The organism is Kitasatospora sp. NPDC018058, from assembly GCF_044327205.1.
GTDB lineage: Bacteria > Actinomycetota > Actinomycetes > Streptomycetales > Streptomycetaceae > Kitasatospora.
This window is the reverse complement of sequence record NZ_JBIRFA010000012.1, coordinates 147,850-172,082: the sequence shown is the minus strand read 5'-3', so window position 1 is coordinate 172,082 and position 24,233 is coordinate 147,850. Positions and strand designations below refer to the sequence as shown.

The following is a 24,233-nucleotide window of genomic DNA, read 5'->3' as shown; positions in this document are numbered from 1 at the left end:
CAGACCACTGCCCGCCGATGGCGTACCGTGCAGGCCCATGGCAACAGTGCTCGTGGTCGAGGACGACCCCTTCGTGCGTTCCGCCCTCATCCGCCACCTGACCGACACCGGTCACGCGGTCCGCAGTGTGGGCACGGCTCTGGAAGCGCTGCGGGAGGTCGCCCAGGTCGGCTGTGACCTGGTGATCCTGGACCTGGGACTGCCCGATCTGGACGGCAGCGAGGCGCTCAAGATGATCCGCGGGCTGACCGACGTCCCGGTGATCATCTCCACCGCCCGGGACGACGAGGCGGAGATCGTCCGTCTGCTCAACGACGGGGCCGACGACTACCTGGTGAAACCTTTCTCGGGGGAGCACCTGAGCGCCCGGATGGCCGCCGTGCTGCGTCGGTTCGGCAGCGGTGCCGCGCCCGTCGCCCAGGTGCTGCGGGTCGGCGGACTGGCCGTCGACCTACAGCGGCGCGAGGCCGTCCTGGACGGGCGGCTGCTCGACCTGACCCGGCGTGAGTTCGACCTGCTGGCCTTCCTGGCGGGTCGGCCCGGCGTGGTGGTGCCGCGCAAGGAGATCCTCGCCGAGGTCTGGCGGCAGACCTACGGCGGTGACCAGACCATCGACGTCCACCTCTCCTGGCTGCGCCGCAAACTCGGCGAGACCGCCGCCGACCCCCGCTACCTGCACACGGTCCGCGGCGTCGGGGTCCGGCTGGAGGCCGTCGGGGACCCCGGGGAGCACCGGACGTGAAGCGGTCCGCGCACTCGCTGCGCTGGGCCCTGATCAAGGCCGCCGTGGCCGGGACCACCATGGTCGCCCTGGCCTTCCTCATCCCGCTCGGCCTGATGGTCCAACAGACCGCCCGGGACCGGGCGTTCACCGCCGCCGAGCGGCAGGCCGCCGCGCTCGGCCCGGCGCTGGCCATCACCACCGACCAGGACGCCGTCAACCGGGCGCTGGCCAGCACCGACGCGGGCGCGCAGGGCCGGATGGCGGTGCACCTGCCGGTGCCCACCGGGGTGCCGACCGGCGGCGGGCCGGACGGGCCCACCATCGGCGAGGGGCGCGCGGCCCTCGCCGACGTGGCCACCGCCGGTGGGCAGGGCCGCTCCTTCACCGTCGCGGTGCCCGGCGGCTACACGCTGCTCCAGCCGGTCGCGGTGGACACCGGCCGGACCGCCGTGATCGAGGTGTTCGTGGCCGAGAGCGACCTCACCCGGGGCGTCTCCACCGCCTGGCTGGTGCTCTCCGCGGTCGCGCTCGGCCTGGTCGCCATCTCGGTGCTGGTCGCCGACCGGATGGGCAGCCGGATCGTCGCCTCCGCCCGCCGGCTCGCCACCGCCGCCCGTTCGCTCGGCGCCGGCAACCTCGCGGTGCGGGTCCCGGTGACGGGCAAGCAGGTCGACGGCAGCCCCGAGGAACTGCGCGAGGCCGCCCAGGCGTTCAACACCATGGCCGACCGGGTGGTCCAACTCGTCGCCGCCGAACGCGAGTTGGCCGCCGACCTGTCGCACCGGCTGCGCACCCCGCTGACCGTGCTGCGGCTCAACGCCGCCTCGCTCGGCGACGGCGACGCGGCCGACGCCACCCGGCACGCGGTGGCCCAACTGGAACGCGAGGTCGACCAGATCATCCGCTCCGCCCGCCGCGCCCCCGAGGACGCGCCCGCCGTCGTGGTCGGCTGCGACGCCGCCGAGGTGATCCGCGAACGGGTCGGCTTCTGGTCCGCGCTGGCCGAGGACGAGGGCCGCCGCTGGCAGCTGGCCGGCGCCGAACAGGCCGTGCCGGTACCCGTCCAGCGCGCCGACCTGGCCGCCGTCGTCGACGCGCTGCTCGGCAACGTCTTCCGCCACACCGCCGTCGGCACCGCCTTCTCGGTGGACGTCCTGGCCACCGACTCCTCGGTGATCGTGCTGGTCGGCGACGGCGGGCCGGGCTACAGCGACCCGGCCGCCGCCCTCAAGCGCGGCGAGGGCCACGGCGGCGAGGGCTCCACCGGCCTCGGCCTGGACATCGTCCGCAAACTCGCCGAGTCCACCGGCGGCGACCTGGCGCTCGGCCGCTCCGCCGTCCTCGGCGGCGCGGAGACCCGGCTGCGGCTGCGCACCCGGGCGGAGGGGGCGGCCCCCACGCGGGCCGGGCGGCGACGCTCGCGGGGCGCGCTGTTCCCGAAGTGACCCGGTGTCGCCCCGCCCGCGCGCCTTCGGTTCGGCTCGGCTCGGGGCGGTTTCGGGGCGGCGTCGGGGCCGTTCCTTAACTGCGGCCTAAGGGAGTTCTACCGCATGCTCAGCCCGCCGCTTCGGCCGCTTCCGCGCCGTTAGCGTCGGTCGCGCCGGTCACCCGACCGGCGAAGGCACTCGGAGGTAACGCGCCATGACCAGCCAGCCCACCCGCCGTTCCGGTCGCCGCAGGCGCAGCCGCAAGGGCGCGATCTTCGGGGCCTCCGCGGTCGCCGCCGCCGTGGTCGCGGGCGGGGTCGTGGTACTCGCCTCCTCGGCCAGCGCCGCCTCGCTCGGCGCCGTCTACAGCCGGACCAGCGACTGGGACTCCGGCTACACCGGTCAGTACCTGGTCACCAACCCGGACCGCAGCGCGATCGAGGACTGGACGCTCAGCTTCGACCTGCCGACCGGGGCGAAGATCGACTCGCTCTGGAACGCCACCTTCACCGCCGACGGGCAGCACATCACCGTCAAACCGGAGTCCTGGAGCAAGCGGCTGGAGCCCGGCAAGAGCGTGGTGGTCGGCTTCGTCGCCCGAGGCACGGGCGCGGCGCAAGCCGAGCCGGGCAACTGCCTGATCGACAACGTCTCCTGCAAGGCGGGCGACGGCACCGTGCCCACGCCCTCCGGGCGGCCGACGGCCACCGCCACCGCGGTTCCCACCGCCACGGCCACGGTCTCGGCTTCGGCCACGGCTTCGGCCAGTGCGAGTGCCACCGCCAAGCCCACCCCGACCGCCACCGCGAAGCCGACCACCCCGGCGCCGGTCCCTGTGACCACCGGCCCCGGCCAGCCCGCCACCCCCACGGCGACCGGTGCGCCCGTACCCCCGGCCGGCGCCGGGGCCGGCTTCGCCCCCTACGTGGACACCTCCCTCTACCCGCCCTACGACCTGGCCGCCACCGCCAAGGCCACCGGCGTGAAGAACTTCAACCTCGCCTTCGTGGTCTCCGGCGGCGGCTGCGTGCCCAAGTGGGGCGGCGTGAGCGACCTGTCCGTCGACGCGGTGGCCGCCCAGATCGGCGCGCTGCGGGCGGCCGGCGGCGACGTCCGGGTCTCCTTCGGCGGTGCCAACGGCAGTGAGCTGGCCCTCGCCTGCGGCTCCACCGCCGAGCTGGCCGCCGCGTACCAGAAGGTCGTCGACGCCTACGGGGTGACCAAGCTCGACTTCGACGTCGAGGGCGGTGCGATCGCCGACGCCGCCGCCAACACCCGGCGCGCCCAGGCCGTCGCCCAGCTGCAGAAGAACGCCGCCGCCAAGGGCAAGGCCCTCGACGTCTCCTTCACCCTGCCCGCGCTGCCCTCCGGCCTGACCCAGGAGGGCGTCAACCTGGTCGCCGATGCCAAGGCCAACGGCGTCGCGATCGGCGCCGTCGACATCATGGCGATGGACTTCGGCGACGGCGTCGCCCCCAACCCGCAGGGCCGGATGGGCACCTACGCGATCGCCGCGGCCACCGCCACCCAGGCCCAGGTCAAGAGCGTGCTGGGGCTGGACGACGCGGCCGCCTGGCGCAAGGTCGCGGTCACCCCGATGATCGGCGTCAACGACGTCGCCAGCGAGGTCTTCACGGTGGCCGACGCCAAGCAGCTCGCCGACTTCGCCGCGACCAAGCACCTGGCCTGGCTGGCGATGTGGTCCGGCACCCGGGACAAGGCCTGCGACGGCGGCGCCAAGGGCTACGCCGACGCCACCTGCAGCAGCATCGTCCAGCAGCCGCTGGACTTCACCCGGACCCTCGGCGGCTACACCGGCTGAGGTCCCCCCGCCCCCGGGCCCCCTGTTCGCCACCGGGCCCCTGGTCGGCCCCGGACGTCCGTGCCCAGCCCGCAGCCGGGCACGGACGGCCGGGGCGTCACTGTTCCGCAGCTCGGGCCGCATTTATGACGCTGCGTAGTCGATCGTGCCCAGGCCGGGGCCGGCGCCATCCGGTATCGTCGCTGGTTGGCCGAGCGGTGGACGGAGTGGACAGTGACAGCGGTGCAAGACGAGCGCAGCCCGGTGCGGACCGTACCCGACCCCTCGCCCGCCCCCCTGTCCGACCGGCTGCGGCTCGCGCTCGGCGCCCCCGTGCGCGCGCTGCGCGAGGCCCCCCGCCGCCCGCTGCTGGCCGCCTCGGCCCTGGCCCTGCTGTCCCTGGTCGTGTACGCAGTGGTCCGCCACTTCGTCCACACCTCGATGGTGGACATGATCGTCTACCGGGCCGAGGGCGCCGCCGTCGCCAACGGCACCGACCTGTACGCGCTGCGCGTCACCGAGTGGAACCTGCCCGCGACGTACCCGCCGTTCGCGGCGATGCTGTTCGTCCCGACCACCTGGTTCCCGGTCCCCTTCCTCCGGGTGGTGATCACTCTCGGCAACCTCGGGCTGCTCGCCCTGCTGACCCACCTGTCCTTCAAGCTGGTCGGCTGGCCCCGCCGCGAGCTGCGGCCGATCGGCGTGGTCCTGGTGACTGGCCTCGGCGTCTGGCTCGAACCCGTCTTCACCACGCTCCGGTACGGCCAGATCAACCTCGCCCTCGCCTGCCTGATCCTCTGGGACCTCACCCGGCCGGACACGCACCGTGGCAAGGGCATGGCGATCGGCATCGCGGCCGGCCTCAAGCTCACCCCCGGCCTGTTCGCCGTCTACCTGCTGCTCACCGGCCGGGTCCGGGCCGCCTTCACGGCCGGCCTCACCTTCCTCGGCACCTTCCTGATCGGCGCGCTCTTCCTGCCCGACGCCACCTGGGGCTTCTGGACCAAGTACCTCTACGACTCCTCCCGGGTCGGCAAGACCGAGATCGTCGACAACCAGTCGCTGCGCGGCGCCTTGGCCCGCCTGCTGCACACCGCCGACCCCGGAGTCCTCGCCACCCTCGGGGCCGGCCTGGTCGCGCTGGCCGGCCTCGCCGTCGCCGCCTGGGCCGCCCGCAGCGGCCGCTGGCTGCCCCGGTCCGAGGCCTGGGGCGTCTGCTGCGCCGCCGTCACGGCCGTGCTGATCTCGCCGATCAGCTGGACCCACCACTGGGTCTGGTGCGTGCCGCTGCTCGTCCTGCTCGCCGCCGAGGCCTCCGTCGAGCACGCCCGCCCGGCGGGCGTGCGCAGGCTCCGCTGGCGGGCCGCGTTCTGGGCCACGCTGGTCGCCTTCCTGTCCTTCGCGATGTGGGCCGCCAAGCCGCTCGGCCCGGCCGTCCTCCACATGTCACCGCTGCGCCAGCTGCCCACCTCGATCTATCCGTGGGTCGGACTCTGCTTCCTGCTCGCCGCCGCGATCCGGATGAGGGCCCGGCGGCGGTCCGCCGGCGCGCCCCCGGTCCGGCTGCCCGGACAGCGCGGCGGCGACGGCGGCCCGGACGCCACCCGCGGTCGTCAGCAGGCCCCCGCGGCCCGCTGATCCGGCGGGGGCGCCGCTGCGGTTGCCCGGTTCCCGGGGCTGTTCCGGCAGGTGCCGTTGCGGCACGTGTCGGTCCTGCCGGTGGTGTGCCCGGACGCGTCGTTCCTGCACGCGCCGCTGCGCGCTGCGGCGCACGCCTACGCGAGCAGCTCGGCGAGCGAGCCGTCCATGTCCAGCGCGGCCAGCTCGCTGCCCGGCGGGACCAGCCGGTGCGCCCGCTCCAGCCAGGCCGCGACGGCCGGCAGCGGCGCCTCCAGTAGCGCGTCCCCGGCGGGCGAGCTGAGCGCCAGGCAGAGCACGCTGCGCCGGCCCGAGCGGGTCGGCCAGATCCGCACGTCGCCCTGGCCGCACGGGCGGAAGGTGCCCTCGACCAGCAGCTCGCGGGCGAACACCCAGGTGACCGGGGAGCCGGTGTCCAGGTGGAAGGTGATGTACACCGCGTACGGGTCGTGGCTGCCGTAGGTCAGTCGGGCCGGGACGGGGACGCTGTGCTCGGGGGAGAGCACCAGGTTGAGCTCCAGCTCGTGCTCCACGACGCTGACGGGGCGGTCCATGATCGTCTTCCTCTCTGCCGTCGGTTCGTGCCCGGTTCCGGGCCCTGTGACCTTTGAGAGGGCGGTCCACTCCGGCTCTTACACACATTTCCAGGTTTTCTTCGGGACGTTTCCTGAGGGGTGGTGAACGGCTGGGGACGCGGCGCGCGGGCACCTGCCGCGCGCCGGTTTCTTTACCCCGGGCAGCCCTCCACTGTCCGGGGATTCGCCAACTTCCTGTCGGTACTCCGGTGAGGTACTACCCTTTGTGACTGCTCGGCGACTGTCCGCCCATCGCCGGCGCCCCCATACGCGCGCCGAGCGCCCCAGGGTGTGCGCGGGCGCGCCGCCGCGGCTTGCGTTGAGACCTGTTCCGACCCGTCCTGACCGTTCCGACCCCCCATCGGCCCTCGTCAGGACCTGGCAGGAGAGAAGACCGCCATGACGGACCGCCCCTTCGCCGCCGACGGCGACCCGTCCGTCGCGCCCGAGCCGGGCTACTACCCCGACCCCTCCATCCCCGGCTTCGTCCGGTACTGGGGCGGCTCGGCCTGGGTGCCGGGCACCAGCCGCCCCGTGCCCGCCGAGGGCGAGGTGCTGCAGCCGCCCCGGTTCGCCGCCCGGCGGCCCGCCCCCGACGTGGCCGCGGCGCGGGTGGTGCCGCCGCCGGTGGTGCCGGTGCCGCAGGCGCGCTCGCAGTCGCCCCTGTCGTCGTCGCGCCCGGTCGAGACCTCCGCCGACACCGGGCCGGTCTACCTCGACCAGACCGCCGGCGGGGCGTCGTTCGTGCTCGGGCCGCGGGTCGCGGAGGTGATCGGCGGGCCGGTGTTCCGCACCGTCGAGCCCGCCGCGGAGGAGGCCCCCGGGGCGTCCGGCTGGCAGGCCGATCCGCGGACGCAGCGGGGCCTGATGGAGACCGGCGGGGCGCCGCGCTGGGTCTCCTGGGGGGTGCTTCCGGGGGCGCCCGAATCGGAGGAGAGGAGCGCGGAGGCTGAGCGCGCTCCCGTTGCTGTGGAGGTGACCGCCGCGGTCGCGTCCGCTGGTGCGGTCACGGTGCGGGAGCCGCCGACGCCGGTCGCTGCCGCGGTGCCGGTGCCGGCGGTCGGGGCGGAGGGTGATCCGGCGGCGGAGGGGGAGGCCGCGCCCGCTCCCACGCGGTCCGTACCCACGCGGTCCGTACCCACTCCGGCGCCCACCCGGGTTCCGGTGCCCGCACCCGCCGCTTCGCCGCCCGTCGTGCGGCCGGCCCGGGAGGCCGCCGTCCGCCGTCGGTCCGCTGCCGCTCCCGGCGTGCCGGCCGGGCTGGGGCGGCGGCTGGCGGCTCGGGCGGTGGACACCGGCGTGCTGTCGGTGGTCGCCGTCGCCGCCGGGATCCCGCTCGGCCGCTCGGTGGCCGACCACCTCCAGCAGAAGCTCGACCAGGCCAAGATGGCCAGCGTCCTCACCCGCCGTCAGGTCCAGGTCTGGCTGGTGGACGACGTGGTGGTGGGCAAGCTGGCCGTGCTGCTCGGCATCCTGGTGTTCGTCAGCCTGCTCTACGAGGTGCTGCCGATCGCCCGGACCGGCCAGACCTTCGGCAAGCGGCTGGCCCGGATCCGGGTGGTGGACGCCGCCCGGCCCGGCGAATCCCGGCTGGGCCTCGGCCGCTCGCTGCTGCGCTGGACGGTCGGACAGCTCGGGCTGGTGCTGCTGCTCGGCCTGGTGTGGCCGGTGTTCGACCGTCCGGCGCGGCGCGGCTGGCAGGACCGGGCGGCCCGGACCCGGGTGGTCCGCGGCTGAGGCCCCAGCGCGGTTCGTCGCCGGGGGCGTTGAGGCGAGGTCGTTCCGGCCCGAACAGCAAAACGGACAAAATGTCCTAAGTGTCAAGAATGCGTGATGTTCTACTCGGGGAATGAGCACCCACGACCCCTCAGGCCCCCAGCCGGAGGGGGGCGGTAAGCCCTCCTTCGACAAGCAGCCCCCGTACCCCGGTGGCGGCACGCCGGAAGGCGAACCGCCGCGCCCGACCCCGTCCGACGCCCCGCCCGGCACCCCGGCCGAGGGCCCCGGTGCCTACCAGGGCACCTACGGTGGATCGGACCACGGCCAGAAGCCGTACGACCAGCCCCCGTCCGGCTACGGCACCGGCCCCGGCATGTACGGCACCCCCGGCCCCGTTCCCGGGATGCCGCCGATCGGCACCTGGCCCAGAAGGATCCTCGCCCGGCTCATCGACCTCATCCTCGTCGAGGCCGTCGGCGCGGTCGTCGTCGGGCCTTTCGTCGACCTCGGCACGCGCAACGGTTCCACCAGCGCGTTCTGGCTCGGCTGTGCCGTCTACCTCGTCTACGAGGGCCTGATGCTCAGCCGGGACGGCCAGACCCTCGGCAAGAAGGCGACGAAGGTCCGCGTCGCCATGCTGATCGACGGGAACCCGCCCACCCAGTCCGCCGCCTGGACCCGGGCGGCCGTCTTCATCCTCCCGGCCGTGCTCTGCTGCGCCGCCCTGTGGTGGCTCATCGATGGGATGTTCGGCGTCTTCGACAAGCCCTTCCGGCAGTGCATCCACGACAAGGCCGCGAAGACCGTGGTGGTCACCACCGAGGTCTGAACGCGACGGCGGAGCGGCGCCCGGCGGCGGATCAGCGCTGCCGGGCGTACTCGCGTCCGGTGGCGGCCCGGGAGCCGGGGCCCTTTGCACGGTCGGCCGGGCGGGAGGACAGGGACAGCGAGAGCACCGTCACCACGGTGCCGAGCGCCAACGCGAAGGCCACCAGCACCGCGACCTCCAGGACGCCAGAGGCGCCCGAGACGGCCAGCAGTGCCACCGTGGTGGCGACGACGGTGAACGAGCCGAGGCAGAACTGGGCAGCGGACGGACGCGGCATGGCGGGGGTCCTTCGCACGTCGGGGGAAACGGGCGGGAGTTGTGCCGGTTCCAAAGGTCCTACCCGGCAGGGGAGTTCGGTAAGTCCAGGCTAACCTGCAAGGTCGGGGGCACAGGGGGCGCACGGGCTCACCCCGGGGTCGTCCGAGCCCCTCGGTACGGTGGAGCCCGTCCACACCACGCAGACCGGGGGAACCGACCGTGCCCATCCCCGCCGACTGGCCCACCACCGAGGCCCAGGCGCTCGCCGAACAGGAACGACTGCGGCCGCTCGTCCAGGCCGTCGACGGCGACAGCTCCGAGGACCGGCTGATCGCCGGGGTCGACGTCGCGTACGACGACGACCACGACCTCGTCGTCGCCGCGGCCGTCCTGCTCGACCGGGACACCCTCGGCGTCGTCGAGGAGGCCACCGCCGTCGGCCGGATCGCCTTCCCCTACGTCCCCGGACTGCTCGCTTTCCGCGAACTCCCCGCCGTCCTCGACGCCTTGGCCGCCCTCACCCGCACCCCCGACACGGTCGTCTGCGACGGATACGGCCTCGCCCACCCGCGCCGCCTCGGCCTCGCCAGCCACCTCGGCGTCCTCACCGGACTGCGTACCCTCGGTGTCGCCAAGACCCCCTTCATCTTCGACCACCGCGAACCCGACACGGAACGCGGCTCCTCGACCCCGCTCACCGACCCCGCCACCGGCGAGGAGGTCGGCCGCGCCGTCCGCACCCGCCCCGGCGTGAAACCCGTCTACGTCTCGGTCGGCCACCGCATCGGCCTCGACACCGCCGTCCGCACCACCCTCGACCTCGCCCGCCGCTACCGGCTGCCCGAGACCACCCGACACGCCGACTCCCTCTGCCGCCGGGCCCTGGCCGAGGCCCTGCGTGCCCGGACGTCCTCGAACTGACCCCGCCCCGGGCGGAATTCGGGGCCGGTGTGTTAGACATGAGGCACCGGGGCCCGGCCCCGACCGCAGGGGACGGACGCACGGGGGAGGCGCCGAAGTGGGAGCAGGGACCGGTTCGACCGGGGGAAACGGACAGGGCTACCGGGTCGAGGTCGAACAACTCCGCACCTTCGCAGGCCAAGTGCGGCTGCTGCTCAAGACCTTCGAGAAGGACGCGAACGGCAAGACCGCCCACGGGCTCAGCGGCATCGGCAAGGACGCCTTCGGCACCTTCGCCGAGGCCACCGAGATCCACAGCCGCTACAGCACCATGCGGGACGCGCTGCGCGACGTGCTCAACCAGCTCCAGGGCGCCATCGACGAGGCCCAGAAGAGCGCCGAACTCACCGCGACCAACTACGAGGAACACGACCAGCACGTGGCCAAGAAGCTCAAGCTCGCCGACGACGGCTGGTCGGTCGCCGACCCCTCCGCCACGAGCGAGGTCGCCTACGAGGCGAACCAGGTCCCGTCCGTCCGCGGCAACGCCACCCGCTAGCCCACCGCCCGCGACCCGAACGGAGGGCAACCACCCGTGGTCTACACCGACTTCACCAAATACAGCCATGCCCAGCTCCGCACGATGGCGCAGGCCCTTGACCCCGGCGCGGTGATGGCCGCCGGCGACCCCTGGCGCAAGGCCGCGACCACCCTCAAGGACATCCGCAAGACCCTCACCAAGGTCAGCACCGAGGCCGCCACCTCCTGGGAAGGCCTCACCAGCAACGCCTTCCACACCAGCATGCTCAGCCTCGCCTCCAGCATCAACGAGGCCGCCGCCTACGCCAACGACGCGGCCAACACCCTCCACAACATGTCCGAGGCCATGGCCAAGGCCAAGCGCGACATGCCCGAGGAACCCGGCAACTGGGACAAACTCAAGGACACCGTCGGCGACTTCCTCAGCACCGACGACGAGCACGTCCAGATCGCCGACCGCAAGAAGGCCGAAGCGGCGACCGTCATGCAGACCCTGGCGATGCACTACCGCATCGCGACGCCGGCGTTGAAGGCTCCGCCGCTGCCTTCGCAGAAAGGCTATGAGAAGAATCCCACTGATCCGGGATCGCAGGATGACCCGAGCAACGCGGCGGCGGCCGTGACGGCCGCAGTGTTCTCAGGAACCTCATTCGGGGCCGGGGGAACGCAGGCCCGGTCGGCGGCTGTCACCGCGCCGCAGCGGGCCAAGGCCTCTCAGCCGCCAATGATGGCAAGTTCTACGTCCAAGAGCGCGGCCACCCCGACAGATTCCGGGATCAAGGGGGGTACGGCGCAGGCCTCGCCGAAGCCGTCGACTACGACGAGCCGTGGTCCGGATGCGGGTATCTCGGGCACTCCGGTGTCCCGCCCGAGCGGAAGCGTGCCGAGCCCCGTTACCTCTGGGACCCAGACGTCCGGCGTGAACGGGGCGCCGTCTACGGTCCCCACGAGTGGGCCGATCGCCGGCGGTGGTGGGCAGACAACTGTCAGTCCTTCGGGACCGACCATGCAGAGCGCCCCGGTCACGCCCAGTTTCGGGCAGGGTAAGTCCGGATTCGACGGCAAGGAGTTCCTTCGCGACGGCGCGGTGCCGGTGGAGGGTTCGGGACCGCGTGGGGGCCGGGCCGTCAGAGCCGGTGGTGGCGAGGTCTATCCGGGTATCGGATCTGGGGGCTGTCCGGAGCCCGGTGGCAAGCAGGGGGGCGGCTCTGTGGCCAGGCCTGGTGGAGCTGTCCGCGAGACGACGCCGCCCGGTGCCGGAGCACGCGCCAAGCAAGCCTTCACGGAAGGCGGATCCGGGCTGGGGGCTCGGAACCGGATGGGCGCCGAACCTGAAGCCCGTGGCGCGGGCGTCATGGCGCCCGGCATGCCGATGAGCGAGGCGCAGCGTCGCAAGAAGGGCCGGGGGAAGGACGGCAAGCGGCCCAACTACCTCGTCGAGGACGAGGAGACCTGGGCGTCGGAGAAGCCGGCGAACCCGAACGTGGTGGAATGAGGCCGTCCGTAAACGCATCCCGCAGGTCGGCGATCTGCGGGATGCCTCGTTGAGTGGGGTGACCGGGTTGACAAGCCGCCTGTTGGTGCGTGGTGCGGCTGCCCTTGCCGCCGGGACATTGGTCTGGGGTGCCGCCACACCGGTGGCTTTGGCCGATCAAGTCAGGGACCAGCAGTGGGCTCTGAAGACCTTCGAGGCCGAGGCCAAGGTCTGGCCGCTCAGCCAGGGGGAGGGCGTTGTCGTTGCGGTGCTCGACAGCGGCGTGAACTCGGAGCACCAGGACCTGACGGGGCAGGTTCTTCCAGGGGCGGACTTCTCCGGCAATAAATCGGACGGGCGTATTGACACCGATGGCCACGGCACCGCCATGGCGAGCCTGATTGCGGGGCATGGCCATGCTGGGCAGGCCGGAGTTATGGGCCTGGCCCCCAAAGCGAAGATCCTTCCGGTGAAGGTGCGGACGAGTGACGGTGGCCCCATCCCTGAGCAGAACGACTTGGCGGCGGCTATCCGCTTCGCAGCGGACAACGGTGCGAAGGTCATCAACATGTCGCTCGGGGGTTCGCGGTTCGATTCGCAATCGCGCAAGGCTGTCGCGTACGCAGTGTCGAAGGATGTCGTGCTGGTCGCGGCCACGGGCAACGACGGTAAGAGCGATGGCGTCGGGTATCCGGCGGCGTTCCCCGGAGTGGTGGCCGTAGGGGCAGTGGACTCCAAAGGGGTCGTGTGGGAGGACTCCACATCGGGTTCCGAGACCACGCTCATTGCGCCCGGTGTGGGGATCTATCACGCCTCGGCAAAGTCTCCCACCAGCTATTCGGTTGGGGACGGTACCTCCGACTCGACCGCCTACGTCTCTGCCACTGCCGCGCTCATCCGGTCCAAGTACCCGAACCTGTCCGCGGGCCAGGTGATCAATCGGCTGATCAAGTCGGCGACCCCACCGGCCAATGGGACGATCGTTCCCAACAACCACTACGGCTACGGAACCGTCTCGCCCGCGAAGGCACTGGAGCCGAATCCCGCAGTGGACAACGGGCCGAAGGAGAACCCGTTGGTTAAGCGGCCCGAGTCGAAGGGCACCCCGCCGGGCTACGACGACGACAGCGATGCGACGGACCAGCCCTCCGTGCAGCCCGTCGTCCCCGAAGGTGACAGCGGCGGCAGCAGCGACAGCACCGGCCTGGGGATCGCCGCAGCCGTCGCCGGTGCCGTGGTGCTGGGCGCGTCGGTGGCCGCCGTGCTGATGGCCCGGCGACGGAAGCGGGCGGCGGCTGCGGCCTCGGCGGCCGCAGCCGGGGTGTGGCCGCAGCAACCGCCGTACCAGCAACCGCCGTACCAGCAACCGCCGTACCAGCAACCGCCCTACGGTGGCCCCGGTCAGTGAGTGGCGAGCCAGTCGTCCCGTAGGGCCGCCATGTGGAGGACGTCCCAGTAGCGGCCGTCCCAGTGGTGGGCCTGGCGGGCACGGCCTTCGAGGGTGAAGCCGGCTTTCCGGTAGGCGCGGGCGGCGCGTTCGTTGTACGCGTAGACCTCCAGGTGGACGCGGTGGAGGCGGACGGTCTCGAAGGCGTGGCGCAGGACCAGGAGGGTGGTTTGGGTGCCGATGCCACGGCCGGTGCTGTCTGGGGTGAGGGCGATCCGGAAGTCGGCGGAGGAGTTGTCCGGGTCGACGTCGGTGAGGGCGGTGTCGCCGAGGAAGCGGCCGGTGGCGGGGTCTTCGACGGCGAGGTCGAGCCGGTCGGGCTGGTCGGGGCGGGTGGTGCACCAGTCTTCGATCTGGTCGCGGGTGAAGGCGGTGCGGGTGCCGGTGAGGCGGTTGGTCTCCGGGTCGGCGCAGAGCTCCCACATCGGGTCGGTGTGCCGGGTGTCCAGGGGGACGAGGCGGACGCTGGGGCCGTGGAGCACGGGCTTCACGGAGAGGGCGGAGAGATCGCTCGGCATGGCGCCCAGCATGCCCGGCGGTGCCCGGTTCGTACAGGGAATTACCGCGCGTCACAGGGCTGTTCGGCGACGGCGATCTGCTGCCGGTGGTGGGCCGGGGCGGTGAGTTCGTCGACGACGGCGACGGCGAGGTCGGCCTGGGCGATGCGGGGGCCGAGGACCTGGGGGCCGCCGACCCGGTAGCGGCCGGTGCCGGGGGCGGTGCGGTCGAGGTCCATCGGTGGGGTGACGACGACCCAGTCGAGGGTGACGGGGGAGTCGTGCAGCAGGTCGAGGGCGGCGGAGTGGCCGAGGGAGAAGGCGCGGTACGCCTCGGGGAACTCGGGGTCGTCGTGGACGGCGACGCCGGGGGCGGTCTCCAGGGTGGGGCGACGCCGACGCTGACGAGTCGCCGTACGCCGGCCCGGTCGAGGCCGGTGACGAGGGCGGTGGTGGCGGCGCGGTAGAACTCGGTGGAGGGTGTGTCGGGGGTGTAGACGGAGCTGACGGCGGCCGGGTGCCCGGGGGCGGTGGCGGCCACGGCGGCCGGGTCGGTGACGTCGCAGCGCAGCAGGGTGACGCCGTCCCCGGCGAGGTCGGCGTGGCGTTCGGGGTCGCGGACGGCGGCGGTGACGGTGAGGCCGCGCCGGCGGGCCTCGGTGACGACGGCTCGGCCGACCTGTCCGCCCGCGCCGTAGACGATGACGTCCGCGCGGTGCTGCTGTCCGGTCGTGGTGCTGGTCACGGGAGGTCTCCTGTCCGGTGGGGGAGGGCCTGTTCGGCTGCCGCTGTCGGGACGGTAGACCGGGGGGTGCCGGTTACTTCAACGGTACCGGCCCCGTAGCGGGTACCGTCGGGGGTATGACGCAGACCAGTCCCGCGCCGCTGGCGGCGGACTTCTTCCCGGCCGACTGCCCGGTGCAGACCGTGCCGGTGCTGGGCAGCCGCAAGTGGGCCTGGAAGATCATCCGCTGCCTGGAGGAGGGCCCGCGCCGCTTCTCGGAGCTGCGGGTGCCACTGGCCGGCATCACCGCCAAGGTGCTGGTGGAGTCGCTGCGTTCGATGGAGCAGGACGGCGTGGTGGCCCGGACCGAGTACGCCGAGAACCCGCCGCGCGTCGAGTACGCGTTGACGCCGCTGGGCCGCACGCTGCTCGGTCCGATGGACGCGGTGTGCGCGTGGAGCCGTCAGCACCTGGACAGTCTGCTGGCGGCCCGGCTGGAGTACGAGCGCGACGACCGCTGACCCGGCAACGCCTGGCAGCATTTCGGCGGTCGCTGGCGCCTTTGCCGCTGGTGGGAGGGGCGGCGCGGCCGCCATGCTGGGCCCATGAGCACTTCAGAGCACCCCCTGAGCCCCGTCGACGCGATCGTCCCCGACACCAAGGACTGGACCTGGGTGCTGGAACGCCCGTGCCCCGACTGCGGGTTGGACACCCCGGAGGTGGTGCCCACGGACGTCGCCGCGATGGTCCGGGCGAACGCGCACAGCTGGCTGGCGGTGCTGGCCGGCGATGAGGAGGAGCTGCGTCGCCGCCCGGCTCCGGAGATCTGGTCGGACCTGGAGTACGCCTGCCACGTCCGGGACGTCTTCCGGCTGTTCCTGGTCCGGCTGAACCTGATGCTGGACCAGGACGGCCCGCTGTTCCCCAACTGGAACCAGGATGAGACGGCGGCCGCCGAGCGCTACCGGGAGCAGCGGCCGAAGACGGTGGCCGGGGAGCTGGCGGAGGCCGCCGAGGCGCTGGCGGCGGCGTTCGAGGCGGTGGCGGGCGAGCAGTGGCGGCGGACCGGGAACCGCAGCGACGGGGCGCGGTTCACGGTCGAGTCCTTCGCCCGCTACCTGATCCACGACCCGGTGCACCACCTGTTCGACGTGACGGGCGAGCGGCCCTGAGGCGGGCGGGGGCGGGCGGGGTCACCAGCCGGAGGCCTCGCGCAGCATGGTGCGCCGCAGCCGCCCGGCCACGCTGGCGGTGTCGGTGCCGATGACGTCGGCGATCTCGGGTGCGGCGAGGCCGACGACGTAGTGCAGGATCGCGAGGTCGTCGTCGGCGGGGTGGCGGTCCTGGTCGACGGCGGTCGTCTGTCGGGTGTGTTCGGCGACGGTGGTGCGCAGGATCTGCCAGGCGAGCGCGGTCGGGTTGGGGCTGGTGAGCAGTTCCCGCCAGTGGACGGCGATTTCGGCGAAGGCCTGCTGCACGGCGGTGGTCGCGTCGCCGTGCCCGGTCAGCCACACCCGGGCGTAACTGAGGTACCGGGGGCGGTGGAGTTCGCAGAAGGCCGCGAATTCCAGTGGTACGTCCTCCGGTTCGCCGGGCTCGGGGGGAGGCTCGGCGGCGCTCGCGTGACGGTTGGTCATCTCGTCTTCTCGGAAAGGGAGATGGGTTTCTGGCGGTCGATCATCTGTGCTCACTCTACGGTAGGCCCTCGGTGCGCTGGGTGACCAATCTGATGGAATGCCCGGAACCCGACGCCGCTCGGCCGGTTCCGGCGACAGACGGTGCGGCGCGGCGGCGGTACTGTCGGGCGGGGGGTCGGGCCAGGGCCGGTCGGAGCCGGTCCGTGGAGTGGTGCGCAGTGGTGCGGGGGGCGTAGTGCGAGCGTGTCGCAGCTGGCCAGAGGGTATGGGAGGGCAGATGCTGCACGGCAGTTGAGGTGCCACCGTAGGGCCTGCCGGGTCCCACGTCCACGCCCACGGCGCGAAGCCGCGGCCGCACAACCGCCCGCGCAACCGCACTCACGGCGGATCTTGCATCGGAGCGGGTGTCGGTGGGCGGGAGCGGGTGCGGCGATCGCGCCCCGGCGGCCTGCGGCAACCGGGGCGCGGGGCGGGGCAGCGCGCGGGGGCGGCCCGGTCAGGAGTTCGTGCGGGCCTCCGAGGGGGAGAGCCGGTCGTCGGCGGCGTTGCCGCGTTCGACCTGGGCGGGGAAGGCCTCGACGGCTCGCCGCCGGGCCAGTTGGGCGGACGCGGCGGACGTGGCGGCTGCGGCCGCAGCCGCCGCAGCGGTCACCGCGGCGGCCTCCTCGCGCTCGCACCGGTGGGTCCCGGGAGCGCCGTGGGCGCCGGGGGTGCCGGGGGTGCCGATCGCATACCCACCGGAGGCGCACCCGCCACCCGCGTGCGCCGTACCGGCGTGTGCCGTCCCCGCGTGCGCCCCCGCCGCCCGCCTGCGCCGGCCGAGTGCGACCCGCTCGGCGTGTTCCTCGGCCGCCTGTCTAGCGGCCAGATAGGCCTGCACGGCGGCCATGCCGTAGACCGGCTGGATGAGCTGGTGCCCCTTGAAGAAGGGTCTGGCCGGCGCGAACCCGGCGGCGACCACAAGCTCGCGGATCTCGGCTATCTCCGCCTCGCTGCGGGCGGTGAAGCGGACCTCCCAGCCCTTCTTGTACGTATGGCCCTTCTCACCGCTGCGGCGGGCCGGGTCCGGGCGGCGGACGTATCCGGGCAGACGGCCGAGGCGGAGCTGGGCCGCGCGGAGGCCGGCGGTCTCGTCACGTGACATGACGTAAGCCTAGGCAATCCACGAGGCGGGATTGACGCACTGAGGGTCCCTTGCCGTATGCCCTTGATCACTCTGGGTCAGACGACCAGGTCGGCGATCGTTTCCGATCGGATCCGATAGCCATATGAACGTCATTTACTCCAAATGAGTGAGGGTATGGGGACTTTAGTGCAGGCTGATCCCGGTTTCGCGACGGTTGCGTAACAGTGCGTCAGGCTGCCGCTCGCGAGTCGCGGCGGTTGGGGATGGTGTCGGCATGAACTACCGGATTCCGTCTCCGCCGCCGTCCTTGGATGAACTGGCGAAGCGTCAGCTGAACGTCGTCACCGCGAGCCAGCTGCGTGCCCGGGGCGTGCCGGCCCGGGTCGTCACCGGGCACTGCCGTCGGGGCGGGCCCTGGCAGCGGTTGCTGCCCCGGGTCTACCTGCTGCAGTCCGGCGAGCCCACCCCGGAACAGCGGCTGTGGGCCGCGCTGCTGTATGCGGCGCAGAACGGTCGCGAGGAGGGTCGCCGCGCGGGTGCGGTGATCACCGGTGCGGCCGCCCTGGCCCTGTACGGCTTCGCCGCCGTGCCCAGGCTGCCCGCGGTGACCGGGGTGGACGTCCTGGTGCCCCGCCAGCGTCGGCTCAAGGACGCCGGCGAGGTGCGGATCCGGCGCACCGAACGGGAGTTGGTGGCCCGCTCGGTGCACGGCCTGGCCTGCGCGCCGGTCGCCCGGGCGGTCGCGGACGCGCTGTGCGAGTGGACGCTCGACCAGGGCGCCCCGGCGCCGGTGCGCGAGGTGCTGCGGGAGGCCGTCTCCCGGCCGGAGCACCGGTGCACGGTCCGGGAGTTGGCCGCCGAGCTGGTCGACTCCGGGCTGACCGCCGAGCCCCGCGTGCGCGCCGCGCTGGACGAACTGCTCGCCGCCGAACGGGACTTCGTGCTGGAGCAGGTCGGCCGGCTGGTGGACGAGTGGCTGCTGCCCGCCCCGCTGGCCGCCCCTGAGCTGCGGATGCGCGGCGGCACCTACATCGGCGTCCCGGACCTCTACTGGCCGGAGCGCGGCGTCGCGGTGGAGGTGGACTCCGACCTGCGCTGCGTCAGCGAGGGCGAGGCCGCCTGGATGCGCGGCGGCCAGCACCGGATGGAGTACCTGGGCATCCGGGTGGTGTACGTCTCCGGGGCCCGGCTGGCCGCCGATCCGGAGGGGGTCGGGGGTGAACTGCGCGAGGCCTACCGGGCCGGGGGGACGGACGTGGTGGAGCTGCTGGTCGTCTGAACCCCGGCGTCAGCCGCCGTCGGCACGTGCCAGTCGGTGCCGGTCGGCGTCGGTCGGGGCGGGTCGCCGCCGGTCGGCGTCAGGAGCGGACCACCGGCGTGCCGACCAGCTCGACCCCGGCCGCCCGCAGCTCGTCCAGCGCGGCGGCGGTGGTCTCCGGCGCCACCCCGGCGGTGAGGTCGAGCAGCACCCGGGTGGTGAAGCCGGCCCGAGCGGCGTCCAGGGCGGTGGCCCGGACACAGTGGTCGGTGGCGATGCCGACCACGTCGATCTCGTCGACCTGCCGCTCGCGCAGCCACTCCACCGGGCCGCGGTCGTTCTCGTCCAGCCCTTCGAAGCCGCTGTAGGCCGCCGAGTAGGCGCCCTTGTCGAACACCGCCTCGACCGCGCCGGAGATCACGGCGGGCGCGAAGTTGGGGTGGAAGCCCACGCCCTCGGTGCCGGCCACGCAGTGCACCGGCCAGCTGGAGACGTAGTCCGGCTCGGCGGAGAAGTGCTCGCCCGGGTCGATGTGGTGGTCCCGGGTGGCGAGGATGTGCTGGTAGCCGGGGGCGGACTCGGCGATCAGGTCGGTGATGGCGGCGGCCACCTCGGCGCCGCCGGCGACGGCCAGGCTGCCGCCCTCGCAGAAGTCGTTCTGCACGTCGACGACGATCAGTGCCCGGTGCATGGCTCGCATCCTCGGATGTGGGGGCGGTGTGCCCCGGTGGTGGGGCCCTCGGGGGCTCTGGGGGGACTCCGGGGGATTTCAGGGGAACTCTACGGCTGACTCTAGGGAGTGGCGCGCGGGGGCGGAAGGCCTCTGACCCACCGCCAGTCCGCGCGGATCCGGCCCGGCCGGGGTCAGTCGACCAGCTCGGTGGGGATGACCGGATCGCCCTTGGAGAGCTGAGTGGCCGACAGCGGCAGCGCCGCCCGGGCCCGGACGTGCCGCTCGCGGGCGGCGGTCAGCGGCTCGCGGCCGACCGTCTCGCCGCCCAGCACCAGCGGCACCTGGACCAGGTGCGCCCGGAGCTCGTCCGGGACCGGGCCGGTGCCGATCGCCTCGGCCTCGGCCACGCCCTCGGAGTCGGGCCGGCGGGCCGCCCACTTGCGGCCGCCGATGCTGGTCTTGCCGCCGGCGGCACGCTTGGCCACCGGCACCAGCGGGCCGTCCTCGGTCCCGGCGCGGGCGACCAGCTTGTAGACCATCGCGCAGGTCGGGTGGCCGCTGCCGGTGACCAGGCTGGTGCCGACGCCGTAGCCGTCCACCGGAGCGGCGGCCAGTGCGGCGATCGCGTACTCGTCCAGGTCCGAGGTGACGATGATCCGGGTCTTCTCGGCGCCGAGGTCGTCCAGCTGGCGGCGGACCCGGTGGGCCAGCAGGGTGAGGTCGCCGGAGTCGATCCGGACCGCGCCCAGCTCGGGGCCGGCCACCTCGACGGCCGTCCGGACCGCTTCGTGCAGGTCGAAGGTGTCGACCAGCAGGGTGGTGCCCTTGCCCATCGAGGCGATCTGGGCCTTGAAGGCGTCCCGCTCGCTGTCGTGCACCAGGGTGAAGGCATGCGCGGAGGTGCCGGTGGTCGGGATGCCGTGGGTGAAGCCGGCCTCCAGGTCGGAGGTGGCGGCGAAGCCGGCCACGTAGGCGGCCCGGGCGGCGGCGACGGCGGCCTGCTCGTGCGCCCGGCGGGCGCCCATCTCGATCACCGGACGGCCGCCGGCGGCGGCGGTCATCCGGGAGGCGGCGGCCGCGATCGCCGAGTCGTAGTTGAGGATTGACAGGATCACCGTCTCCAGGATCACCGCCTCGGCGAAGCTGCCCTCGACGGTGAGCACCGGCGAGCCGGGGAAGTAGACCTCGCCCTCGGGGTAGCCGTGGATGTCGCCGCGGAAGCGGTAGTCGGCGAGGAAGCGCAGGGTGTCGTCCTCGACGACGCCCCGGTCGGCCAGCCAGTCCAGTTGGGCGGTGCTGAAGCGGAAGTCCTCGACGGCGTCCAGCACCCGGCCGGTGCCGGCCAGGACGCCGTACCGGCGGCCGCTGGGCAGGCGCCGGGTGAACACCTCGAAGACGGAGCGGCGGTGCGCGGCCCCGCTGCGCAGGGCGGCCTGCAGCATGGTGAGCTCGTAGCGGTCGGTGAGCAGCGCGGTCGACCCGGCCGCGCGCACTGAAGTGGCGTCCATGAGGATGATGCTACTACCACTTAGCGTCAGATTGACGATTTCTCGCGACGGGGCCGGGGTCGGAATCGCCCGGGTGTCCCCCGGATGGCAGCATGGGGCGTGAGGGACAACGGACGAGTGTGCAACGAGGAGGCCCGGCGGTGAGTGTCGCGCCCGTGGAGATCGAGCGCCCGGAGGTCGAAGGACTGCCGGTGACGGAGCCGGACACGCCATGGGTGACCATCGTGCACAACGACCCGGTCAACCTCATGAGCTACGTCCAGCACGTCTTCCAGGCCTACTTCGGTTACCCGAAGGACAAGGCCCGGAAGCTGATGATGGACGTGCACAGCAAGGGCAGGGCAGTGGTCTCCAGCGGTTCCCGCGAGGAGATGGAGCGCGACGTCCAGGCGATGCACGGCTACGGCCTGTGGGCCACGCTGCAGCACGACTGAGCGCGTCGGGCGCCGACCGCACCGACCGCACCGGGCGCGCGCCGGGCCCACCCGCGACCGACCCGCCGCCGGCCCGGTGGCGCGGCCGAAGACCGAAGACGACGAAGACGGGCTGACCGATACAGATGGCTGGGTTGTTCGAGAGCACCGGCGATGGCGGCGCGGCGATCGCGCTGGACGAGGTGGAGGCCTCCATCCTGCGCTCGCTGGAAGTGCAGATGCTGGAACTGATCGGCCCCGGCCCGGGCGGCGACGGCGGTGACCCGCTGGCCGCGCTGTTCGCCGAGGGCCCGACCGAGGCTCCCGCCGATCCGGCGCTGGCCCGGCTGTTCCCGGACGCCTACGGCGACCCGGCGAAGCCGGACGACGCCGAGACGGTCGCCGCCTCCGGCGAGTTCCGCCGCTACACCGAGCTCGACCTGCGGGCCCGCAAGCGGGACGACGCGCTCCAGGTGGTCCGGGCGCTGGACGGCCTCGGCGGTGCCGAGGTGCTCAAGCTGGCTGCCCCCGAGTGCCTGCGCTGGCTGGGCGCGCTCAACGACCTGCGGCTGACCCTCGGGGTCCGGCTGGAGGTCACCGAGGAGGACGAGCAGGGCCTCTACGAGCTGCCGGACGGCGACGAGCGCAAGCCGCTGGTGATGGCCTACCTGTGGCTGGGGGCGCTCCAGGAGTCGCTGTTGGAGGCGATCACCGACTGAGAGTGGACCTGTTTCATCCGCTCTCCTGCGCAATCCTGCCCGCTTTCGGGCAAGCCCCGGCCGATTTGTCCAGCATGTGGACGATTTGCCGGGGCATTTTTCTTCAAAACGGGCAAAATATAACAGGTTATGCTCAAATATCGCTCAGATGAACACCGCTATCCGGATCCTGCGTGGTACGACTTCTCCACCCCACGAGACCCACCCAGGACGGTGCACCATGGCCGAGCAGTCGTACGACCAAGTGGTCGACACCACCCCGGATGAGGAGGGCTACGAGCGGGGCCTCGGCAGCCGCCAGATCCAGATGATCGCGATCGGCGGCGCGATCGGCACCGGCCTCTTCCTCGGCGCCGGCACCGCGATCTCCAAGTCCGGACCGAGCCTGATCCTGTCCTACGCGGTGGCCGGCCTGGTGATCTTCGTGATCATGCGGGCCCTCGGTGAACTGCTCACCTACCGCGCGGTCTCCGGCAGCTTCGCCGAGTACGCGCGGGAGTTCCTCGGCCCCTTCGCCGGCTACGTCACCGGCTGGACGTACTGGCTGTTCTGGGTCGTCACCGGCATGGCGGAGACCACCGCCGCCGCGGTCTACGTCAAGTTCTGGGCGCCCGGCATCCCGCAGTGGGCCAGCGCGTTGACCTTCCTGGTCATCCTCTACGCGGCCAACCTGATCTCGGTGAAGCTGTTCGGCGAGATCGAGTTCTGGTTCTCCATGGTCAAGGTCACCGCCATCATCGGCATGATCCTGATCGGCATCGGCGTGCTGACCCTGGGCTTCAGCAAGGCCGGTGACACCGCGTCGATCACCCACCTGTGGCAGAACGGCGGCTTCTTCCCCAAGGGCATCGGCGCCACCGTGATGACCCTGCAGATCGTCATGTTCGCCTACCTGGGCGTCGAACTCGTCGGCGTCACCGCGGGCGAGAGCGAGAACCCCGAGAAGACCCTGCCGCGCGCCATCAACACCCTGCCCTGGCGCATCGCGCTGTTCTACATCGGCGCCCTGGTGGTCATCCTCTCGCTCGTGCCGTGGACCGAATTCCAGCCCGGCGTCAGCCCGTTCGTCGCCGCCTTCGGCAAGATCGGCATCCCGGCCGCGGCCGGCATCATCAACTTCGTGGTGCTCACCGCGGCGCTCTCCTCCTGCAACTCCGGGATGTACTCCACCGGCCGCATGCTGCGCGACCTCGCCCTGCGCGGCCAGGCCCCCGGGCGGCTCACCAAGCTCAACACCCGCCGCACCCCGGCCTTCGCGATCACCGTCTCCTGCCTGCTGATGGGCGCCGGCGTGGTGCTCAACTACCTCGTCCCGGCGCGGGCGTTCGAGTACATCACCTCGGTCGCCACGGTCTGCGGCCTGTGGACCTGGGCGATGATCCTGATCTCCCAGATCCGCTACCGCAAGGCCTGGAAGGGTGGCCACCTGCCGCCGCCCACTTTCAAGGCCCCCGGCGGCATCTGGGCCAGCTGGGCCGCGCTCGCCTTCCTGGCCCTGGTCGTGGTGCTGATCGCGCTGGACGAGGACAACCGGATCTCGCTGTACGTCTTCCCCGGCTGGGCCGTGGTGCTGGTGATCGGCTACCAGGTGCTCAAGCGCCGCAACCCGCAGGCCGCCCACGGCGTGGCCCACGACCACCTGCACGCCCGCAACGGCGGCTGATCCCGGGTGCGGTCGGCCCCCCGCGACCGGGTGGCGGACGCCCGGTGACCGGGCCTCGGACGCCCCGGCGCCCCACCATCTGTTCTGGGGTCCGCCGGGGCATGGCATCCTGACCGCATGCTGACCATCACCCGAGAACTCCGCGACCGGATCGTGGCCCACGCCCGCGCCGACCACCCGGACGAGGCCTGCGGCGTGGTCGCCGGACCGGCCGGCAGCGGCCGGCCCGAGCGGTTCGTCCCGATGCTCAACGCCGCCCGCTCGCCCACCTTCTACGAGTTCGACTCGGGCGACCTGCTGAAGCTCTACCGCGAGATGGACGACCGGGACGAGGAGCCCGTCGTCGTCTACCACTCGCACACCGCCACCGAGGCCTACCCCTCGCGCACCGACGTGAGCTACGCCTCCGAGCCCTTCGCCCACTACGTCCTGGTCTCCACCGCCGACGGCAACGGCGAGGACGACCCCTACCAGTTCCGTTCGTTCCGCATCGTGGACGGCGAGATCACAGAGGAAGACGTCCAGGTCGTCGAGGTCTACGAGGTCTGACCGGCACCCACCTGGGCGAGGCCCGCCGATCCGCCGCGAGCGGTCGGCGGGCCCGTGTCGTCCTCGCGGGGTCTCAGCATCGGATACCGGAACATCCGGATCCCGAGACGGGCATGTCGGAGCGGGCCCGGGAA

25 protein-coding genes and 1 pseudogene are annotated in these 24,233 nt (G+C 72.7%); 17 read left to right on the top strand and 9 right to left on the bottom strand.

Features of this window, described 5'->3' with window-relative positions:
* Positions 1–37: 37 nt before the first annotated feature.
* The 4 genes from ACH4E7_RS19235 to ACH4E7_RS19220 all read left to right on the top strand — a co-directional run bounded on the left by ACH4E7_RS19235 (position 38) and on the right by ACH4E7_RS19220 (position 5,590).
* Positions 38–742 carry a response regulator transcription factor gene (locus tag ACH4E7_RS19235; RefSeq protein WP_396250214.1) on the top strand — a complete coding sequence of 235 codons (705 nt, stop codon included), beginning with the start codon at positions 38–40 and terminating at the stop codon, positions 740–742.
* A gap of 17 nt (positions 743–759) precedes the next feature.
* The gene (locus ACH4E7_RS19230; RefSeq protein ID WP_396250264.1) at positions 760–2,169 is read left to right on the top strand and encodes a sensor histidine kinase; all 1,410 of its coding nucleotides are present in this window, start codon (positions 760–762) and stop codon (positions 2,167–2,169) included.
* A gap of 196 nt (positions 2,170–2,365) precedes the next feature.
* The gene (locus ACH4E7_RS19225; protein ID WP_396250213.1) at positions 2,366–3,973 is read left to right on the top strand and encodes a cellulose binding domain-containing protein; all 1,608 of its coding nucleotides are present in this window, start codon (positions 2,366–2,368) and stop codon (positions 3,971–3,973) included.
* 213 nt (positions 3,974–4,186) lie between these two features.
* Positions 4,187–5,590, top strand: a complete 1,404-nt coding sequence (locus tag ACH4E7_RS19220) for a glycosyltransferase 87 family protein (protein WP_396250212.1) — start codon at positions 4,187–4,189, stop codon at positions 5,588–5,590.
* A 137-nt stretch (positions 5,591–5,727) separates the two neighbouring features.
* Here ACH4E7_RS19220 and ACH4E7_RS19215 read toward each other — a convergent pair whose 3' ends face one another.
* Positions 5,728–6,144 carry an SsgA family sporulation/cell division regulator gene (locus ACH4E7_RS19215; protein ID WP_355671848.1) on the bottom strand — a complete coding sequence of 139 codons (417 nt, stop codon included), beginning with the start codon at positions 6,142–6,144 and terminating at the stop codon, positions 5,728–5,730.
* A gap of 420 nt (positions 6,145–6,564) precedes the next feature.
* On the opposite strand from ACH4E7_RS19215, the gene ACH4E7_RS19210 reads away from it, so the two are divergent.
* Together ACH4E7_RS19210 and ACH4E7_RS19205 are read left to right on the top strand one after the other, a co-directional pair.
* A complete protein-coding gene (locus ACH4E7_RS19210; protein ID WP_396250211.1) occupies positions 6,565–7,902 on the top strand; it encodes an RDD family protein in 1,338 nt (445 codons plus the stop codon).
* Between the two features lie 112 nt (positions 7,903–8,014).
* Positions 8,015–8,713, top strand: a complete 699-nt coding sequence (locus ACH4E7_RS19205) for an RDD family protein (protein WP_396250210.1) — start codon at positions 8,015–8,017, stop codon at positions 8,711–8,713.
* A 31-nt stretch (positions 8,714–8,744) separates the two neighbouring features.
* On the opposite strand, the gene ACH4E7_RS19200 is transcribed toward ACH4E7_RS19205, so the two are convergent.
* Positions 8,745–8,990: a hypothetical protein gene (locus tag ACH4E7_RS19200; RefSeq protein WP_396250209.1), complete on the bottom strand. Its 246-nt coding sequence runs from the start codon at positions 8,988–8,990 to the stop codon at positions 8,745–8,747.
* A gap of 200 nt (positions 8,991–9,190) precedes the next feature.
* Here ACH4E7_RS19200 and ACH4E7_RS19195 point away from each other — a divergent pair, with 200 nt between their 5' ends.
* The 4 genes from ACH4E7_RS19195 to mycP all read left to right on the top strand — a co-directional run bounded on the left by ACH4E7_RS19195 (position 9,191) and on the right by mycP (position 13,293).
* Complete coding sequence (locus ACH4E7_RS19195; protein ID WP_396250208.1) at positions 9,191–9,892, top strand: endonuclease V; 702 nt, start codon at positions 9,191–9,193, stop codon at positions 9,890–9,892.
* A 97-nt stretch (positions 9,893–9,989) separates the two neighbouring features.
* On the top strand, positions 9,990–10,430 hold the full coding sequence (locus tag ACH4E7_RS19190) for a hypothetical protein (RefSeq protein WP_396250207.1): 441 nt from the start codon (positions 9,990–9,992) through the stop codon (positions 10,428–10,430).
* A 36-nt stretch (positions 10,431–10,466) separates the two neighbouring features.
* Positions 10,467–11,906 (top strand): hypothetical protein, encoded by a 1,440-nt coding sequence (locus tag ACH4E7_RS19185; protein ID WP_396250206.1) that lies wholly within the window; start codon positions 10,467–10,469, stop codon positions 11,904–11,906.
* A 58-nt stretch (positions 11,907–11,964) separates the two neighbouring features.
* Entirely contained in the window at positions 11,965–13,293 is a 1,329-nt protein-coding gene (mycP, locus tag ACH4E7_RS19180) for a type VII secretion-associated serine protease mycosin (protein ID WP_396250263.1), read from the top strand.
* On the opposite strand, the gene ACH4E7_RS19175 is transcribed toward mycP, so the two are convergent.
* The 3 genes and pseudogenes from ACH4E7_RS19175 to ACH4E7_RS19165 form a co-directional block, all read right to left on the bottom strand.
* Positions 13,287–13,850, bottom strand: a complete 564-nt coding sequence (locus tag ACH4E7_RS19175; RefSeq protein WP_396250205.1) for a GNAT family N-acetyltransferase — start codon at positions 13,848–13,850, stop codon at positions 13,287–13,289. The two genes, mycP and ACH4E7_RS19175, sit on opposite strands and share 7 nt — an antisense overlap.
* A gap of 41 nt (positions 13,851–13,891) precedes the next feature.
* Positions 13,892–14,068: a hypothetical protein gene (locus ACH4E7_RS19170; RefSeq protein ID WP_396250204.1), complete on the bottom strand. Its 177-nt coding sequence runs from the start codon at positions 14,066–14,068 to the stop codon at positions 13,892–13,894.
* Positions 14,069–14,280: 212 nt separating this feature from the next.
* Positions 14,281–14,574: pseudogene (locus tag ACH4E7_RS19165) on the bottom strand (NAD(P)H-binding protein); the annotation flags it as partial.
* Between the two features lie 116 nt (positions 14,575–14,690).
* Here ACH4E7_RS19165 and ACH4E7_RS19160 point away from each other — a divergent pair.
* Positions 14,691–15,074 carry a winged helix-turn-helix transcriptional regulator gene (locus ACH4E7_RS19160; RefSeq protein WP_396250203.1) on the top strand — a complete coding sequence of 128 codons (384 nt, stop codon included), beginning with the start codon at positions 14,691–14,693 and terminating at the stop codon, positions 15,072–15,074.
* Between the two features lie 84 nt (positions 15,075–15,158).
* Positions 15,159–15,725 (top strand): DinB family protein, encoded by a 567-nt coding sequence (locus ACH4E7_RS19155; RefSeq protein WP_396250202.1) that lies wholly within the window; start codon positions 15,159–15,161, stop codon positions 15,723–15,725.
* Between the two features lie 21 nt (positions 15,726–15,746).
* On the opposite strand, the gene ACH4E7_RS19150 is transcribed toward ACH4E7_RS19155, so the two are convergent.
* Entirely contained in the window at positions 15,747–16,190 is a 444-nt protein-coding gene (locus tag ACH4E7_RS19150) for a hypothetical protein (protein WP_396250201.1), read from the bottom strand.
* A 496-nt stretch (positions 16,191–16,686) separates the two neighbouring features.
* Positions 16,687–17,334 (bottom strand): hypothetical protein, encoded by a 648-nt coding sequence (locus ACH4E7_RS19145; protein ID WP_396250200.1) that lies wholly within the window; start codon positions 17,332–17,334, stop codon positions 16,687–16,689.
* A gap of 256 nt (positions 17,335–17,590) precedes the next feature.
* Between ACH4E7_RS19145 and ACH4E7_RS19140 the strand changes: the two genes are divergently transcribed.
* Entirely contained in the window at positions 17,591–18,595 is a 1,005-nt protein-coding gene (locus tag ACH4E7_RS19140; RefSeq protein WP_396250199.1) for a hypothetical protein, read from the top strand.
* Positions 18,596–18,674: 79 nt separating this feature from the next.
* On the opposite strand, the gene ACH4E7_RS19135 is transcribed toward ACH4E7_RS19140, so the two are convergent.
* Positions 18,675–19,265, bottom strand: coding sequence for an isochorismatase family protein (locus ACH4E7_RS19135; RefSeq protein WP_396250198.1), 591 nt, complete (start codon positions 19,263–19,265; stop codon positions 18,675–18,677).
* 173 nt (positions 19,266–19,438) lie between these two features.
* Positions 19,439–20,755 (bottom strand): nicotinate phosphoribosyltransferase, encoded by a 1,317-nt coding sequence (locus ACH4E7_RS19130; protein ID WP_396250197.1) that lies wholly within the window; start codon positions 20,753–20,755, stop codon positions 19,439–19,441.
* Positions 20,756–20,895: 140 nt separating this feature from the next.
* Here ACH4E7_RS19130 and clpS point away from each other — a divergent pair, with 140 nt between their 5' ends.
* The 4 genes from clpS (at position 20,896) to ACH4E7_RS19110 (ending at position 24,099) form a co-directional block, all read left to right on the top strand.
* A complete protein-coding gene (gene clpS, locus ACH4E7_RS19125; RefSeq protein ID WP_396250196.1) occupies positions 20,896–21,189 on the top strand; it encodes an ATP-dependent Clp protease adapter ClpS in 294 nt (97 codons plus the stop codon).
* A 125-nt stretch (positions 21,190–21,314) separates the two neighbouring features.
* On the top strand, positions 21,315–21,887 hold the full coding sequence (locus ACH4E7_RS19120; RefSeq protein ID WP_396250195.1) for a DUF2017 domain-containing protein: 573 nt from the start codon (positions 21,315–21,317) through the stop codon (positions 21,885–21,887).
* A 220-nt stretch (positions 21,888–22,107) separates the two neighbouring features.
* Positions 22,108–23,550 carry an amino acid permease gene (locus tag ACH4E7_RS19115; protein WP_396250194.1) on the top strand — a complete coding sequence of 481 codons (1,443 nt, stop codon included), beginning with the start codon at positions 22,108–22,110 and terminating at the stop codon, positions 23,548–23,550.
* Between the two features lie 117 nt (positions 23,551–23,667).
* The gene (locus tag ACH4E7_RS19110) at positions 23,668–24,099 is read left to right on the top strand and encodes a Mov34/MPN/PAD-1 family protein (protein ID WP_396250193.1); all 432 of its coding nucleotides are present in this window, start codon (positions 23,668–23,670) and stop codon (positions 24,097–24,099) included.
* Positions 24,100–24,233: the final 134 nt, after the last annotated feature.